Genomic DNA, 15,369 nt, shown 5'->3' on the forward strand with positions numbered 1-15,369 from the left:
TCCCCCGGCCAGGTCACCGGAGCCCAGGGGCTATTTCGTTCAGCGGGAACCGGGATGTGAACTGGGCAGGGTCCGCTCGGACGGCCGGGAGGGCGGCGAGGTCCTCGTCGGTCAGAGGCCAGGCGACGGCCGCGGCGTTGGTCCACCCGGTCGACGTTCGGGTCGTTGACCACCTTGTCGGCGAAGAAGCCCATGGTGTCGAAGCGGCTGCCCTCCGGGTAGTCGCCGCCCCGCCGGTACTTTCCCGTGAGCATGCCAGGGGCGAGCGGGAAGTTGGGGCACGATGCCGACCTTGTGCGCCCGGCGGCCTGGTCCTTCCTGGATGGGTACGGGCCCGAACGGGGTACGGGGCGGTCGGTCAGTCGTAGGTGACCTCGACCTCGTCGGTGACCGGGTGTGCCTGGCAGGCCAGAACCCAGCCCTCGTCGAGGTCCTCCTGCTCCAGCACATCATTGCGGGTCATGGTGAGCTCCCCCGACTCCACACGGCAGGCGCACGCACTGCAGGCCCCCTCCCGGCAGGAGAACGGGGCGTCGAGGCCGGCGCCCCGGAGCAGATCGAGCAAGGGGGTCCCGCGCGGCCACGTCAGCTCGCGGCGCTCGCCGTCGATCGTCACCGTGAGCCGCGCAGCGTCGGGGTCAGCGGCGGTGTCGGGGTCGGCGCGCGCGGCCGGCGCCTTCGCGAACGGGTCGGTCGCCAGCGACAGGAAGCGCTCGACCACCACCCGGTCCCGTGGCATGCCGGCCTCGTCGAGCGCAACGGTGACGGCGTCCATGAAGGGAGCGGGACCGCAGACGAAGGCGGCGGCGCGGCCGGCGAACGGGGCGGCGAGCGCGCGCAGCCGGGCGACGGTGGGCAGGCCCTCGACGCTCTCCAGCAGGTGCAGCACGGTCAGCCGGTCGGGGTGCTTGTCAGCCAGCTCGCGCAGCCGGTCGGCGAAGATCACCGAGCGCTCGTCGCGGTTCGCGTAAACGAGCACCACGCTGCCGCTGCCGCGCTCGAGCACCGACCGCACGATGGACATGATCGGGGTGATCCCGCTGCCGCCGGCGAACAGCAGCAAGTCGGCCTCGAGGGAGCGCGGGGTGAACCGCCCGGCCGGGGGCAGCACGTCAACCTCGTGGCCGGGCTGCAGGTTGTCGCAGATCCAGTTCGAGACCAGTCCGCCGGCGACCCGCTTCACGGTGACGGTGAGGTGGTCGTCCAGCTCGGGGGCGCTGGCCAGCGAGTAGCAGCGGGCCGCGGCGCCCCCGCTCGCCGCCGGTACCCGCATGGTGAGGAACTGGCCGGGCGCGTACCGGAACCGCTCTGCGTGCTCGGCGGGCACCTCGAACACGACCGAGTGGGCGTCGGCGGTCTCCGCGACGACCTCCCGGACCACCAGGCGGTAGCCCGCGGGGGCCGCGACCCCGGCCGGCTCCGGCGTCGTCACCGGCGCGGCGGCCGCACCACCGGCCGTCAACGACACGCTCACTCTCCCGGTACCTCGATTCGCCCGGCCCGGACCGCCTTGTCGATCGACTCCCGCATCCCGTTGCAGCCGCGCTGCAGCGCCCGGCCGGTCAGGTCCGGCGTCCGGGCGAAGGAGTCGGCGCGACCGAGGCAGTGCCAGGCTCGGGCGAAGCGCATCGGTGGTGCGGCCGCCTCGATGACCCGGATCTCGCTGCCGGAAAGGGTGGACGTCATTGTTACCTCCGTGTCGCGAACGCGTGCAGGCGGTCGTGGCAGATCGGCGGCCAGTTGGCACGGTGCGGTCGGGCACCTGCCGAGACGTTCGCGACGACGCTAGGCAGCCTGCGGGCAACCGACCATCGGGACTCCCCGTGAGCGGGAACACCGCCCGTCACGCCCTCGCGCCCGGGCGGCGGGTGGCACTCACGTCGCAGTCGCCGGCTCCGGTGCCGGCGCGACCGACGTGCTCCGCGGGGGCGCAGGACGGTCGTCGCGAGGACCGCGCCGGCGCCCAGCTCGGAAGGGAGTTCGCGGGCAACGGTCGCCGACTTCGGCGGGCGCCTTCAGCCCGAGAGTCTCATGCCGGGTTCCCGGTGGAGAAGTCCCACGTGTGGCCCCAGTAGGCGTCCGCGGTGATCTCCTCGGCGGAGTAGTGGTCCTCGTCGACGAGCATGCCCCCGCAGCCGACCTCGAGGTCCCAGCCCCCCGGCGTGCGGACGTAGAAGGAGACCACCTTGTCGTTGGTGTGCCGGCCGAGGGTCGACGTGACGTGGTAGCCCTTGGCCATGACCCGGTCCAGCGCCCGGCCGACCTCGTCGAGGGTCTCGCACTCGACCATGATGTGCACCAGCGCCGGGGCCTTGAGTTCCGGCGAGGGCATGATCGCCAGGCTGTGGTGGCGGGGGTTGACGCCCATGAAGCGCATCCGGACCGGCCCGTACTCGGGCGGGGCGGGCAGCCGGAACCCGCCGCGGGTGTGGAAGCCGAGGGTGCCGGCGTAGAAGTCGAACGCGCCGGGCATATCGCCGACCGGCACGACGACGTGGCCGAGGCCGAGCTCGCCGGCCACGAAGCGGTTACCGAACGGGGTGTTCAGCGGGGAGTGGTCGAGCGCCGCGCCGTGGAAGACCTCCACGGGGGTGCCCCCTGGCGCCTCGAACGCGATGCCCGCCTCGACCCGGCGGAGGTCGGACTCCTCCGGCGAGAGCGGCTTGGCCGCCACCCCGGCTCCCTCGACCGCGGCCTGCACCCGGGCGAGGGCCTGGTGGTCGCGGACCTCCCAGCCGACGGCCTCGACCCGGTCCTCCTCGCCCTGCAGGATGACCAGGCGCGCGGGGCGCTCGTCGATCCGCAGGTAGAGCGCGTCGTGCTCCGGCCCGTCGCCGAGCGCGAAACCGATGGTCTCGGTTGCGAACTCCTTCCAGGCGGCCATGTCGGTGGCGCGCACTCGGACGTAACCGAGTGCCCGGATGTCGGTCATCGGATCTCCTCTTGGCTGTCGGTCTCGCGGGTGCGGAACTCGAGCACCACACGCTCGAAGTACGCCTGGCGTTCCTGCACGGCCCAGTGGCCGCAGTTGGGGAAGACGTGCAGCTCGGCGTTGCGGATGTTGCGCAACGGGTCGCGCCCTCGAGCGGGGTCACCGGTCGTCGCGGCCGTAGGTCAACAGCGTTGGATGCGCGATCTCGCCGAGCCGGGCCCACACCGGTACCCACGCCGATCCACCGTGCGGCTTGTGCCGTCCCGGGTGAGGTCGGCGGCGATGGTGACGGTGGCGGTCAAGGTGCTCCTCCGCGCTGGATCGGGATGCGCTAGATCAGGATGCGCTGGTGCGGGGCGGGCTCGATGCCCATCGCGATCAGCGCGGTGGTGTGGTAAATGCCGCCGGGGATGTGGATGGCGTGGTGCAGGCCCGCGTGCGAGTCGCGCCAGAAGCGCTGCAAGGGGTTGTCCTTGCGCAGCGCGTTGCCGCCGGAGCGGGCGAAGATCTGGTCGCCCGCCATGACCGCCCGCCAGGCGCAGCGGGTCTGGTTGCGGCGCACCACGGCGCGGTCCTCGAAGGTGATCGGCTTGCCCGCCTCGGCGCGATCGTGCAGGCGGGAGATGCCGTCGAGCAGCTGGGTGCGGGAGGCGGCGATCTCGGTCGCTGCCTCGGAGATGGCGTAGAGCGTGGAGACGTCCTCCTTGACCTTGGTGCCGTTGGCCATGGTCCGCTCGCGCTGGAAGTCGAGGTGGTGCTGCAGCAGGCCTTCGGTGATGCCGATCACGGCGGCTGTGATCCCCAGCGGGAACACCGACCAGAACGGGAGCCGGTAGACGGTGTCGGTGCGCCCGGCGCGCTCGGCGGCGATCTCGCCCTCGGCGACCTCGGCCGCGTCGATGGAGCGGTAGTCGGGGATGAACGCGTTCTCGACGATGATGTCCTTGCTCCCGGTCCCCGAGAGGCCGACGACGTTCCAGGAGTCCTCGACGATCGTGTAGTCCTTGCGGGGCAGGATCACGTGCAGACTGCGCGGCGGCATCAGCGGCGCGCCCTTGGCGTCGCCGACCATGGCGCCGAGGAAGATCCAGTCGCAGTGGTCCGTCCCCGAGGAGAACTGCCAGTGTCCGTTGAGGACGTAGCCGCCCTCGGTCGGAACGGCGATTCCGCTGGGCATGTATGGCGACGCGATCCAGGTGTCCGGGTCCTTGCCCCAGACCTCCTCCTGGACCCGCCGGTCGCACAGCGCCATCTCCCACGGGTGCACGCCGCCGACCCCGCAGACCCAGCCGGTGGCGCCGCAGTGGCGGGACACCGCCATGACGGCCTCAGCGAAGTCGCGCGGGTGTGCGGCGAACCCACCGAAGTCCTTGGGCTGCAGCAGGCGCATCACGCCGGCCTCCCGGACCAGCGCCACGGACTCGTCCGACAGCTTGCCCAGCCGCTCCGTCTCCTCGGCGGCGGCAGCCAGGCGCGGGCCTAGTGCCTCCACGTGCTGCACGACCTCGTGCGTCATCGGTGCCTCCCAGCAGCGGTTCTCTCGTCGCCGTCACCGGCGACGCGACCGACGGTAGGGACGGCGCGAGTGTGAACCCACTCGCGCTCCCACTCAGCGGGAGAGCGGCACGGCGGGCCGTCACAGCGACCGGGATCGCCCCTCCCTGAGCCGCTCCGGCGCTGCTCCCGAGCGTCGCCGAGGTGACGGCACGCCGACCGGCGTCGCACAACCGGTCGTCGTCGGCCGCGAGTGGACACACGCGTCGGGGCGACGCCGTTCGCACCGGGCGTGCCTGCAACGAGACTGGAGCCGTGCCTGCGCCTCGGAAGTTCGATGAGCAGGCCCGTACCCGAGCGGTGCGCATGTACGCGGACCGGTCGCGTCGAATCCCGTGGCGAAGACGATCACTTTTCCAGATCGTGCTTTCGGCGGTGGCGCGAAGGCCGGTTGGGTGCGATGAGCGGGACCGCGGTTCCTGACGAGCAGGTCAGCCGGAGGCTGAGCAGGACGCGAGCAGCAGCCGCGCAGCCAACCGTGTTTCCGCCTCGGCCTGGGCCTGCGTCGTCTTGCCGGTGAGGCCGGCCTTCAGTATCCCCCACCAGCTGTACATCAACAGCCGCACGACGCTCACGTCGCGCTCGGTGGGTTCGGCGACGCCGAGCGTGCCGAGGACGGCGCGGCCGAGCGTGGACTGCACGAGCTCGGCCTCGGCCGCCCACACCGACGCGTGGTTGGCGGCGGCGGACTGCACCATCGCAACGCCCAGCCGTGGCCGGCGCGTCAGCTCCCGGTAGAGGTGCACTAGCATCTCGCCCACGTCGCCGGTCGGGTCCGTGCCGTCACCCGCCCACCCGTCGCCGACGAACCGCCTGATCTGCTCCTCGAAGACCGTGGCGAACAGCTGGGTCTTGGACGGGAAGTAGCGGTACAGGGTGCCGATCGCGACGCCGCCGTCCTTGGCGACCTCGTGCATCTGCACGCCTTCAAGACCGGCACGGGCCCCGAGATCGGCGGCGGCGGCCAGAATGCGCCCGCGCCGGACGACCTGGTCCTTCGAGGCCGGTGACGCCGGAGCCCGGGCCTCGGCGGTTCTCGGCACGGTTCCCCATTTCGCAGTCGCTCCGGGCGAGGCACCGCCAGGATAGCCGCGCGGCCGGTTGGAGCGCACAGGGCGTCGCGGTGCTCGCCACCGGATACGCCCGCAGTGCGACCGGGGCTGCTACTTCTCCGCCGCCAACGCCACCGCGATGTCAATGATCTGGTCCTCCTGGCCTCCGATGAGCCGGCGGCGCCCGGACTCGAGCAGGATCTCCGCCGTCCATCACCGGGCGGACCAGGTCCTCCGCGGCGTCGACGATCTTCAAGAAGTCGATCGACGTCGATCCCGTCGTACGTCTCGGTCAGCGGCGCGATCGGCGCCCGGTCGGTCTGCGCGGCCCAGAGCCGGTCCGCTGCAGCCTGCCGCTCGTCGGTCGTGAGCACTCCGCACTCCGCGCGTTCTCGACGGCTCTAGATCAGGCTCGTTACGCCCCGCTACCGTCCCACCGCTGCAGGTCGGGCGGGGGACCCGTCCCGATCAGCGGGACCACCAGGTCCGCCGGCTGGATCCGGCCGACAGGTCCAGCGGTCGGGTGTCGCCCGCCTCGTCGTGGCGCAGCACGCGCACTTCGGTTAGCAGCTCGCGAAGGTGTTGTCCGACCCCGGATCCGTCATGTGTGCGGGCCCCTGGTGAGTCCCACTGCCTGCCAGGGCGCCGAGCGGCGGGCGCCCCGGCAGTTCGGATGTCCCCCAGAGAGCGATCCCGGCGGGTCGACCTGGATCGGTCCCGCCGGGCAGGCCCGCTGACCGGGACTGAGCCGGCCGTCAGCGCCGCGAGGGCTCCTAACGTCGGCAGCATGACGACGACGGCAGCAGGTGGCGCCGCGGCGCTGCCGGCGGAGGGCCAGGTTGACGAACGCGCGGCGGCGACCGTGGCCCCTGCCGAGTTCCGGCGGGCGATGGCCGAGTTCGCCACCGGCGTGACGGTGGTGACCGGGCTGGACGACGCCGAGCCGATGGGCTTCGCCTGTCAGTCCTTCGCGTCGGTCTCGCTGCAGCCGCCGCTCGTGATGTTCTGTGCCGATCAGCGCGGCCGCTCCTGGCCGCGGATCCGCCGGGGCGGCCGGTTCTGCGTCCACGTGCTCGGCGAGGACCAGACCGCGCTGTGCGAGCGCTTCGGCTCCGGCTACGGCCGCAAGTTCGACGGCGTGGAGTGGAGCCTGTCACGCTGGGACACCCCGGTCCTGCCCGGCGTGCTGATGCGCGTTCACGCTGACGTGCAACAGGTCCACGCGGCAGGTGACCACGACCTCGTTGTCGGGCAGGTTCTGCAGGTCGAGCGGATCACTGGCCGCCGTCCGATGATCTTCTTTCGCGGCGGGTTCGGCATCGGTGCCGAGTTGCCGGGCGAAGCCGGCGACACGAGCAGCCGGGAGTGACCGTGCGGTGAGCCGGCTCCGGGCTGCAGACTCGCCACCCGTGTGCAGGCGGCAGTAGCCATGGCATGCACCCCCGAGCCGCGGCCTGGAGTCACACCCCGCGCCAGCAGTCGAGGCCCGCCTCGCCCTGGCGATCACCGCCGAGAACTCCCGATGTGCTCGACGACGAGGCCGGACTCAACGCAACCTGGCCCGCCTGGGCGCGAAGACCGCGGCAGGCACTCGCAGAACAGGGACTTCTAGAGCCAATCGCCACTCTCACCCATTGCGACGAGTCGTAGCGTCATCGACCGGCTCGACCAGGTCTCACGGAGGATGACAGGGTCGCGGCGGGACCGCCGCGGCGGCTGTCGAGCGCCAAAGAGCTCGTCGGAGACTGCGCGGGCTGCGCTGACCACGAGCGGCGCCACCCGCTCCAGAGCCGATCGCGCGTGCCCCACGATGGAGATCGCCCCGATGGGGCCCTCAGGCCCGCGCAGCGCGACGCCGACGCACCCGATGTTCGGGGAGCACTCCCCCTGCTCGAACGCCAGCCCGTTGCGACTGCGGATGCGGCTCAGCTCCTGGTGCAGGACCCCGAGGTCGCCGATGCTGCGTGTCGTGCACCGGTCGAGCGTGTCCGTGTACTGCGCGTCAACGTGCTCCGGGGCCAGCCAGGCGAGCATCGCCTTACCGAGCGCCGTGCAGTGCGCCGGCGCCCGGCCACCGACCCGCGACGGGATGTCCACGGCGGCGCGGCCACCTATCTTGTCCAGGTAGTACACATCCGTCCCGTCGAGGACCGCGAGCTGCACGACCATCTCGGTCCGGATGGCCAGGTCGTGCAGTCGCGGTGCCGCAGCGGCGCGCAGCGCGTTGTGGCCGATCTCCCGACCGCCCAGCCCCAGCGCCCGCGGCCCGAGGCCGTACCCGCACGTGGTGTGGTTGAGCCAACCCAGCCGCACCAGCTGATCAAGGATGCGGTGGGTCGTCGAGCGGGGGAGACTGGTCCGCTGGGCGACCTCCTCGAGCGTCAGACGCGTCTGCGGACGCTCGAACGAGTCCATGATCAGCGTCATGCGCTCCACCATCGACGGGGGCAGCATTCGCTGCTCGACTACCGAACCGGCATTGGTGCTCAGCGCTGAGACCACGCCGCCGCCTCTCTGCAAATTTCTGAAATGAATTCTAGTACGCTGCCTCAAGCTAGCAGCCTTTGTGGCCTGCGGGAAGCGCCCCGCCCACACAGCGGAGGCCTCCTCGAGCCCGCAGCACGCGCCCGTGGTAGCCCCTCGTCAAGCCACCGCCGTTCGCGCTCGGGTCCAAGAGCCTCTCCGACCAGTGCGCACACCTGCCGGCCGATGCGCCTGTCCCGCAGCCGACGAGCCCGGCCGCATCGTGGTCAGGTCCCGGTCCACCGCGGCGAACGCTTCTCGGCGAACACCCTGGCCCCCTCATGCGCGTCGCGCGATGCGGCGACCTGCCGGCCGCGCCGCTCCGTCAGAACCGGGTCAGCCATGCCTGCTCCGATCGCTCGGTGCGCGCAGGCCAGAAGCCCTCGCGCGCATCGCTGTGTCCATGATCGTCGTCCACGCGTACTGCCGATGTGTCGTCAATCCAGTCCGTGCAGGAATTCCACCATGATCCGGTTGACCTCATCGGCAGCCTCCATCTGCACGAAGTGGCCCGCGCCGGGAATGACGTGGACGCCGGTGAGCCCGGGCACGCTCGCTCGCATCTCGGCGAGGGCATCTTCCCCCACGATCTGCAGGACCGGGTCCTTCTCGCCGGTGACGAACACGGTGGGAACGGTGATCGGCATGCCGGGACGGGACTGCTTCTCGTGCCATACGTGATCCATCGCGCGGTACCAGTTCAAGCCACCGGTGAAGCCGGTTCGGGCGTACGTCTCGACGTAAACGTCGAAGTCGGCCTGCGACATCCACGGCCACGGCAGCGGCGGGGCGTCGGGCAGGACGTCGATGTAGCCGTTGCCCTCACTCGGGTGCCGGAAGACGTCGAGGTAGTCCCCCCCGCCGCCCAACGCCCAGAACACCTTGGCCAGGAAGCCAACCGGATCCTTCGCGAGCTCCTCGTCGGCCACGCCGGGTTCCTGGAAGTAGTGCATGTGAAAGAAGTGGCTCTCGGCGACCTGCTTGCACGCCGTGCTCGGGACTACTGGGGGAAGAACCTCACGGGGGACGCTCAGCTGGATCAGCGCCCGCACCCGCTCGGGAGCCCACTGAGGCAGGTCCCACACCAGGTTCGCGCCGAAGTCGTGCCCGACGAAGACCGCCGTGTCGAGGTGCAGCGCGTCCATCAGCCCGACCATGTCGCCGACCGTGCTCGTCCGGTCGTAGTTCGCGGGGTCGGAAGGCCGGCCACTTCCACCGTATCCCCGCATGTCCGGTGCGATGGCCCGGAAACCGTTCGATGCGAGCACGGGCAGCTGGTTCCGCCAGCTGTGGGCGAGGCCGGGAAAGCCGTGACACAGGATCACCACCGGGCCGGCTCCCTGCTCCACGACGCGCAAACGGCATCCCCCGGCGTCAACGGTGCGTTCGATGGCGGCGGTCGAGCTCGCATTCATCGGGTCGGACCTCCTTCGGTCGACACCGACTCCCACATCTCGTCGGACCGGCTCGGCTCGGCGGTGTAAATGGACGCCGGGTTGCGGTAAGGCCCTGAGCCTGAACCCCGTCGATCTCAGGTGATACCCGCCGTACCGCTGAGCGGGACCGTCTTCGTCGTGCGGATGGGTCGGTCGCGCGCGCCGCAGAGCGTCAGGGCGGCCTCCTCCTCGTGCCGGTCCGTTCACCCGGGCTGTTGCCCGCCCGGCGGTTGTAGCGACGGGTGAGGTACGACGTCGACGGCCCCTCCCACTGACCGGGACCGAATCCGGCCGACCCGACTCGACGGCTGTCGCGACTTGCCAAAGCAAGCGCTTGGCACATACCGTCGCCCGACGACGTCCCCCACCGATCACGCCGACGTGACAGGAGCGATCGCCATGCTCGAAGGAACGACACCCGCGCAACGTGCCAGCTACACCTCGGTGGACCGGGTGTCCCGGGGTGACCGCGAGGGCTGGCTCGATCTCTTCGACGACGACGCGGTTGTGGAGGACCCGGTGGGCGTGTCACCGCTCGACCCGGCCGGGAAGGGGCACCGGGGCAAGATCGCCATCGGGGCGTTCTGGGACAACGTCATCTCCACGAACGCCTCCTGGTCCTACCGCATCGACCAGTCGTTCCCGCGAGGGGACGAGTGCGCGAACTGGTGGACGTGCTGGTCCGAGCGCCCGGACGGCACGGTCGTCGAGGTCCCGATGATCACCTTGTACAAGGTCGACGACTCGGGGAAGTTGGTCTCGCTCCGCGCGTTCTGGGACGCCGCACGCTGGTCGGAGTGAGCACCACCGGCGCCGACGACAGCAGGAGGCGCCGACGACAGCGGGAGGGCTGCGCGTGAGCACAGGGAAGGTCGCCGTGGTGACCGGTGCGAGCCGGGGCATCGGCAAGGGCGTGGCCGCCGAGCTCGGCGCGGCGGGCTGGACGGTGTACGTCACCGGGCACGGCGTCCCCCCGCCGCCGGGCCTGGGGATCCCGGCCGACACCTCCCCGCTGCAGGCCACCGCGGACCTGGTCACGGCTCGCGGGGGCCGGGGCGTCGCCGCCGCGGTGGATCACACCGCGGACGACCAGGTCGCCACGCTGTTCGAGCAGGTCGCCACCCACGAGGGCCGGCTCGACCTGCTGGTCAACAGCGTCTACGAGAACCCGCCGGAGTTCGGCCGGTTCTGGGAGCGCCCCGTCGCGGACTGGGAGCCAATGGTGACGGTGGGCCTGCGAGCCCAGTTCGTCGCGAGCTGGCACGCCGCGCAGATCATGGTTCCGCAGGGCTCGGGACTGATCGTCAACGTCTCCGCCCCGGGCGCCCGGGTGCACCTCAACTCCACGCTGTTCGGCGTCTCGAAGGCCGGCGTGGACAAGCTCGCCCACGGCGTGGCGACCGACCTGCGCGACACCGGGGTGAAGGCGGTCAGCCTGTGGCCGGGCCTGGTCCTGACCGAGCTGCTGACCACCATGCGGGCGAACGGCCTGGAGGCCATCTCCGGCCTGCCCCTCGCCGAGGCGGAGACGCCGGCCTTCCAGGGCAGGGTCATCCTCGGCCTGCTCGCCGATCCGGACCTGGCCGCGAAGAACGGCGCCACGCTCTACAGCGCCGAATTGGCCCACGAGTACGGCGTGACGACCGAGGACGGCCGCTCCCCGGCGTCCAACCGCACGCCGCTCGGCGCCGACCCGGTGTTCACCGGGATCTGAGGAGGGCCGGGCGGGCCGGGCCTCCTCAGCGCCGTCCGCAGGCCGCCTGGTCTGCCCGGACCACGTCTTCGAGGTGGACCGGTATGACCGCAGGCCACCGGCGGCACGAGCACCGGAGCCGACGGAACGGCCGGCTGAGGTGCACCCGGGTCTCCTCCCGGTGAGCGGGAGAAGTGCTGGCCGCTGCGGTGGCGGCATACCTAGCGTGACGGCGTGACGGCGTGACGGCGTGACGGCGTGACGGCGGCGGGCCGCCATGATCGACAGCACTCGACGGGGAGATGGGCGGAGACCGCGGATGACGACACTCGAGATCGCGCCGAAGGTCAGCCGAGGGGCGTACGAGCTGAGCTACCACGAGGCCGGCAGCGGCCCGGTGCTGGTCATGCTGCATGGGTCCGGGCCCGGCGTGTCGGAGGAGCGCACCGATCGCGCCCTGGCTCCCGGCGCGATCGACCGGACGCGCAACGTCTTCGCCAGCCTCGCCATCCCCTCCGCCCACGGTCCGATGTGGACCCGCACCGGGCAGATCCCGCACCGCACCCTCGTCACCTGGGGGCGCGACGACCGGATGCTGCCGCTCGAGGGCGCGTTCTTCGCCACCCGCCGGATGCCGAACGCCGACCTGCACATCTTCTCCCAGTGCGGGCATTGGGCGCAGGTGGAGCGGAAGGCGGCGTTCGAGGCGCTCGTGCGCGACTTCCTCACCGCCGTCTGAGCACGACCGACCTCGGACTTGACTCTCAGCAGCAGGGACATCGCCATGTACCCCACCCACCCGGTCCTGGACGCCATCGCCGACTGCTCAGACGAGCTGCGCCGGCTCGAAGCCGAGTCGGCCGAGTTGCGCCGGCTCGCCCCGGAGCTCGTCAAGAAGTTCCGCGAGATCGGCGTCATGCGGATCGTCCAACCCAAGCGCTACGGCGGGTTCGAGGCCGACCCGCGGGTGTTCAACGAGGCCATGTACGCGATCTCCAGGGCGTCCAGCTCGGCGGGCTGGGTGACCGGCGTCGTCGGCGTGCACTCGTGGCACATCGGCCTGTTCGACGACAAGGCCCAGCGGGAGGTCTTCGGCGAGGACCCGGACACCTGGGTCAGCTCCTCCTACGGCCCTTCCGGCACGGCCAGGCGAGTCACCGGCGGGCACGTGCTCTCCGGCCGGTGGAGCTTCTCCTCCGGCAGCGACTACTGCGACTGGGTCTTCGTCGGCGGGCTGGTCCAGGACGAGGCGGGCGGGCCGCCCGAGTACCGCCACTTCCTGCTGCCCCGGTCGAGCTACGAGATCGTCGACGTCTGGAACGCGTCTGGCCTGGTCGGCACCGGCAGCAACGACATCGTCGTGACCGAGCAGTTCGTGCCGGCGTACCGCACGCTCAACGTGTCCGACACGATGGACCGCAAGGTGCCCGGCAAAGAGGTCAACACCGGGCCGCTGTTCAACATGCCGTGGTTCGGTGTGCTGCTCAACTCGGTGGTCGTGCCGCTCGTCGGGATGGCCTCCGCGGCCCTTGACGAGGCCCTGCAGGTGCACCGGACCAAGGTCGCCGCGAACCCGATGATGATGCCGAACGACCTCACGCTGGCCCGCTTCGCCGAGGCATCCGGCGCGATCGACCTCGCCCGCGACCTGCTGCTGCGCAACCTCGGCGACCTGTACGAGACCGCGCTCGCGGGGAAGGGCCCGACGCTCGCCCAGCGGATGCGGGGCAAGCGGGACCACATGGTCGCGGTGGAGCTCGCGGTCTCGGCCGCGGACAAGGCCTACCAGAGCGGCGGCCCCCGCTCGATCAAGAGCTCCAGCCTCATCCAGCAGCTCTGGCGCGATGTGCATGCCGGCGAGCACCACGCGATGAACCTGCCGGACGGCGCCTACCCGGTCTACGGCCGCTACCTGATCGAGGGCGAGGCCATCCTGCCGAACATCACTGGCGCCTTCTGAAGTCCGCACCCGCCACCCCGAAGGGACAGATCATGCCCATCAGCTCTCTCGGTTACCTCCGGCTGAACGTGACCGACGTCGACAAGTGGCGGACCTTCGCCGGCGAGTTCCTCGCGCTGCAGGAGGTCCCGGGCCCCACCAAGGGCGTCCTGCATTACCGGATCGACGAATTCCACCACCGCCTCGCCCTGATCCCCGCCGAGGCGCCCGGGCTACAGACAGCGGGCTTCCAGGTGAACGACTCGCGTGACCTCGACGCCATGGTCGAGAAGCTCGAGGCCGCCGGTGTGCCGGTGATCCGGGGTGGCAAGGAGGAGTGCGCGGCGCGGCGGGTGGGCGGCTTCGCCTCCGTGACCGACCCGGGCGGCAACCCGATCGAGCTGTTCTACGGGCCGAAGTTCGACCACTCGGTCCCGGTCACGCCGGGGGTCTCCGCCTTCGTCACCGGCGACCTCGGGATGGGTCACATCATCCTCAACGTCACCGACATCGAGGCCTCGTACCACTTCTACGTCGACCTGCTCGGCTTCACCGAGCGCAACACCACCGAGATACCCGACGGCACGCTGTACTTCCTGGGGTGCAACGCCCGGCAGCACACCCTCGGCCTCGCTCCGGCCACCGGACCCGGCCTGCTGCACTTCATGTTCGAGAGTTCGAGCCTCGACGACGTGGGCCGCGCCCTCGACCGCGCCCACAACCTCGACGTGCCGATGATGAAGTCGCTCGGCCGGCACACCAACGACCACATGGTGTCGTTCTACGTCTGGTCGCCCGACCTGCACGCGGTCGAGTTCGGGTACGACGGCGACCGCGTCGCCCTCGAAACCCCGAGCTACGACATCACGGAAGGCGCCTTCTGGGGCCACCACTTCACCCCACCGCCCGCCCCGTCGGCCTGAGCCCGTCGATGATGAGCACGGTGCACTGCGAGCACGACGAGGAGACGGTCGACCTGCTGGTGGTCGGCTTCGGCCTTGCGGGCGCGAGCGCGGCCCTCGAGGCGGCCGCGGCCGGGTTCTCGAGCCGCCGGGCGGGCCGGCACGCCGCGGACCGGTGGGCGGTCGGACCGCAGGAGGCGATGGCGTGATCCGGTTCTCGCACCGGGGAATCTGCGTGTCCGACCTGGCCCGGTCGGCGGCCTTCTACCGGGAGTGCTTCGGCTTCGAGCCGGCCCGGGACCCGGGGATCCTCGCGGGCCCCGACATGGAGACCACGACGGAGCTGAAGGGCGTCCGGTTCGCTGCGCCGACGTTCCGCGTCGCGGGTGGGGGCCCGACGATCGAGCTCCTGCACTTCCTGTCGCCGGAGGCCGACGGCAGCCCCGAGCCCCGCTCCTACGCCGAGCTCGGGCTGTTCCACCTGGCCTTCCACGTCGCGGACCTCGACGCGACGTGCGGCCGGATCGCCGAACTCGGCGGGCGGGACCTGCGACACACCCGAGCCGAGATGACCCAGCCGGACGGCTCGGTCCGGCGGATGCAGTACTGCACCGACCCGGACGGTGTGCGCATCCAGCTGCTCTGTGTCCCGGACGTGCCGGAGGGCTTCGCGCACAGCGGGATCGTGGTGTCCGACCTGGCCGCGTCGCGCCAGTACTACGCCGCGCTCGGCTTCACCCCCGCTGGGGAGTGGCGCAGCGGGCCTGCGGATCGCATGTGGATGGCCGTCCACACCGAGCGACCCGGGCTGACGCTGCGCGCCCAGCTCCTGCGCGACGACGACTGGAACGCCGTCGAGCTGCTGGAGGTCGGCGGCGTCCGGGTCGACCCCGATCGGCGGCGCCGTCCGCTCAACCGGCTGGGCCTGACCCACCTCGCCTTCTTCGACGACGAGCCGCGGGCCACGATCGGGCGGCTCACCGAGCGCGGCGGCCACTTCGTGGAGGAGGCGCACGTTTCGCTGGACCAGGTCGAACTGCACCACGGGGCCGACCCCGACGGGGTGCGGGTCGAGCTGATGCGGTCGAGCCGGCGGTCGCGCTGACGGTTCACCCGGGGCTCGTGCGCGAGCCCCGGCCATGGGGCAGGACCCGATCCAGTCGTCGTAGCTGATCTCGACCTCGTCGGTCGGTGGCAGCGCCTGGCAGCCGAGCACCCAGCCCTCCTCGAGATCCTCCTGCTCGGGGACCTCGTTGCGCAGGGTCAGGAACTTGCCCAGGGCGGTAGCGGAAGCGCTCGGCAGCCTCCTCGGGCACGTCGAAGACCACCGACTTGGTG

17 protein-coding genes are annotated in these 15,369 nt (G+C 71.2%); 8 read left to right on the forward strand and 9 right to left on the reverse strand.

The window, feature by feature from the left end; translation table 11 throughout:
• Positions 1–358 precede the first annotated feature (358 nt).
• The 7 genes from ABD143_RS16595 to ABD143_RS16625 form a co-directional block, all read right to left on the reverse strand.
• Complete coding sequence (locus tag ABD143_RS16595; RefSeq protein WP_379659923.1) at positions 359–1,432, reverse strand: 2Fe-2S iron-sulfur cluster-binding protein; 1,074 nt, start codon at positions 1,430–1,432, stop codon at positions 359–361.
• 38 nt (positions 1,433–1,470) lie between these two features.
• Positions 1,471–1,686 (reverse strand): hypothetical protein, encoded by a 216-nt coding sequence (locus ABD143_RS16600; RefSeq protein WP_343978478.1) that lies wholly within the window; start codon positions 1,684–1,686, stop codon positions 1,471–1,473.
• A gap of 343 nt (positions 1,687–2,029) precedes the next feature.
• Positions 2,030–2,932: a VOC family protein gene (locus tag ABD143_RS16605; RefSeq protein WP_343978480.1), complete on the reverse strand. Its 903-nt coding sequence runs from the start codon at positions 2,930–2,932 to the stop codon at positions 2,030–2,032.
• Positions 2,929–3,069 (reverse strand): alpha/beta fold hydrolase, encoded by a 141-nt coding sequence (locus ABD143_RS16610; protein WP_343978483.1) that lies wholly within the window; start codon positions 3,067–3,069, stop codon positions 2,929–2,931. The genes ABD143_RS16605 and ABD143_RS16610 overlap by 4 nt, the downstream gene beginning before the upstream one ends.
• A 194-nt stretch (positions 3,070–3,263) precedes the next feature.
• A complete protein-coding gene (locus tag ABD143_RS16615; RefSeq protein WP_343978487.1) occupies positions 3,264–4,448 on the reverse strand; it encodes an acyl-CoA dehydrogenase family protein in 1,185 nt (394 codons plus the stop codon).
• A 469-nt stretch (positions 4,449–4,917) separates the two neighbouring features.
• A complete protein-coding gene (locus ABD143_RS16620) occupies positions 4,918–5,529 on the reverse strand; it encodes a TetR/AcrR family transcriptional regulator (RefSeq protein WP_343978490.1) in 612 nt (203 codons plus the stop codon).
• Positions 5,530–5,649: 120 nt separating this feature from the next.
• The gene (locus ABD143_RS16625; RefSeq protein WP_343979107.1) at positions 5,650–5,739 is read right to left on the reverse strand and encodes a hypothetical protein; all 90 of its coding nucleotides are present in this window, start codon (positions 5,737–5,739) and stop codon (positions 5,650–5,652) included.
• Positions 5,740–6,325: 586 nt separating this feature from the next.
• Between ABD143_RS16625 and ABD143_RS16630 the strand changes: the two genes are divergently transcribed.
• Entirely contained in the window at positions 6,326–6,907 is a 582-nt protein-coding gene (locus tag ABD143_RS16630; protein WP_343978493.1) for a flavin reductase family protein, read from the forward strand.
• A gap of 239 nt (positions 6,908–7,146) precedes the next feature.
• On the opposite strand, the gene ABD143_RS16635 is transcribed toward ABD143_RS16630, so the two are convergent.
• Both ABD143_RS16635 and ABD143_RS16640 read right to left on the reverse strand, forming a co-directional pair.
• Positions 7,147–8,040, reverse strand: a complete 894-nt coding sequence (locus tag ABD143_RS16635; protein WP_343978496.1) for an IclR family transcriptional regulator — start codon at positions 8,038–8,040, stop codon at positions 7,147–7,149.
• Between the two features lie 458 nt (positions 8,041–8,498).
• A complete protein-coding gene (locus tag ABD143_RS16640) occupies positions 8,499–9,476 on the reverse strand; it encodes an alpha/beta fold hydrolase (protein ID WP_343978499.1) in 978 nt (325 codons plus the stop codon).
• Positions 9,477–9,896: 420 nt separating this feature from the next.
• On the opposite strand from ABD143_RS16640, the gene ABD143_RS16645 reads away from it, so the two are divergent.
• From ABD143_RS16645 to ABD143_RS16675, 7 genes are all read left to right on the forward strand, one after another.
• On the forward strand, positions 9,897–10,298 hold the full coding sequence (locus ABD143_RS16645; protein ID WP_343978502.1) for a nuclear transport factor 2 family protein: 402 nt from the start codon (positions 9,897–9,899) through the stop codon (positions 10,296–10,298).
• A gap of 55 nt (positions 10,299–10,353) precedes the next feature.
• Positions 10,354–11,211, forward strand: coding sequence for an SDR family NAD(P)-dependent oxidoreductase (locus ABD143_RS16650; protein ID WP_343978505.1), 858 nt, complete (start codon positions 10,354–10,356; stop codon positions 11,209–11,211).
• A 298-nt stretch (positions 11,212–11,509) separates the two neighbouring features.
• A complete protein-coding gene (locus tag ABD143_RS16655) occupies positions 11,510–11,929 on the forward strand; it encodes a hypothetical protein (protein ID WP_343978508.1) in 420 nt (139 codons plus the stop codon).
• 45 nt (positions 11,930–11,974) lie between these two features.
• A complete protein-coding gene (locus ABD143_RS16660) occupies positions 11,975–13,150 on the forward strand; it encodes an acyl-CoA dehydrogenase family protein (RefSeq protein WP_343978511.1) in 1,176 nt (391 codons plus the stop codon).
• Between the two features lie 32 nt (positions 13,151–13,182).
• Positions 13,183–14,052 carry a VOC family protein gene (locus tag ABD143_RS16665; protein WP_343978514.1) on the forward strand — a complete coding sequence of 290 codons (870 nt, stop codon included), beginning with the start codon at positions 13,183–13,185 and terminating at the stop codon, positions 14,050–14,052.
• An 11-nt stretch (positions 14,053–14,063) separates the two neighbouring features.
• On the forward strand, positions 14,064–14,240 hold the full coding sequence (locus tag ABD143_RS16670; protein ID WP_343978517.1) for a hypothetical protein: 177 nt from the start codon (positions 14,064–14,066) through the stop codon (positions 14,238–14,240).
• The gene (locus ABD143_RS16675) at positions 14,237–15,136 is read left to right on the forward strand and encodes a VOC family protein (RefSeq protein ID WP_343978520.1); all 900 of its coding nucleotides are present in this window, start codon (positions 14,237–14,239) and stop codon (positions 15,134–15,136) included. Before ABD143_RS16670 ends, ABD143_RS16675 begins: the two co-directional genes overlap by 4 nt.
• Positions 15,137–15,369 lie beyond the last annotated feature (233 nt).

It is taken from the genome of Pseudonocardia aurantiaca (genome assembly GCF_039526725.1).
In the GTDB taxonomy this organism is placed as follows: domain Bacteria; phylum Actinomycetota; class Actinomycetes; order Mycobacteriales; family Pseudonocardiaceae; genus Pseudonocardia; species Pseudonocardia aurantiaca.

Excerpts from the sequence above, each read along its gene's own strand:
- ABD143_RS16630 (WP_343978493.1), top strand. The coding sequence starts at position 6,326 with ATGACGACGACGGCAGCAGGTGGCGCCGCGGCGCTGCCGGCGGAGGGC.
- ABD143_RS16645 (WP_343978502.1), top strand. The coding sequence starts at position 9,897 with ATGCTCGAAGGAACGACACCCGCGCAACGTGCCAGCTACACCTCGGTG.
- ABD143_RS16660 (WP_343978511.1), top strand. The coding sequence starts at position 11,975 with ATGTACCCCACCCACCCGGTCCTGGACGCCATCGCCGACTGCTCAGAC.
- ABD143_RS16605 (WP_343978480.1), bottom strand. The coding sequence starts at position 2,932 with ATGACCGACATCCGGGCACTCGGTTACGTCCGAGTGCGCGCCACCGAC.
- ABD143_RS16640 (WP_343978499.1), bottom strand. The coding sequence starts at position 9,476 with ATGAATGCGAGCTCGACCGCCGCCATCGAACGCACCGTTGACGCCGGG.
- ABD143_RS16600 (WP_343978478.1), bottom strand. The coding sequence starts at position 1,686 with ATGACGTCCACCCTTTCCGGCAGCGAGATCCGGGTCATCGAGGCGGCC.
- ABD143_RS16655 (WP_343978508.1), top strand. The coding sequence starts at position 11,510 with ATGACGACACTCGAGATCGCGCCGAAGGTCAGCCGAGGGGCGTACGAG.
- ABD143_RS16615 (WP_343978487.1), bottom strand. The coding sequence starts at position 4,448 with ATGACGCACGAGGTCGTGCAGCACGTGGAGGCACTAGGCCCGCGCCTG.
- ABD143_RS16665 (WP_343978514.1), top strand. The coding sequence starts at position 13,183 with ATGCCCATCAGCTCTCTCGGTTACCTCCGGCTGAACGTGACCGACGTC.
- ABD143_RS16670 (WP_343978517.1), top strand. The coding sequence starts at position 14,064 with ATGAGCACGGTGCACTGCGAGCACGACGAGGAGACGGTCGACCTGCTG.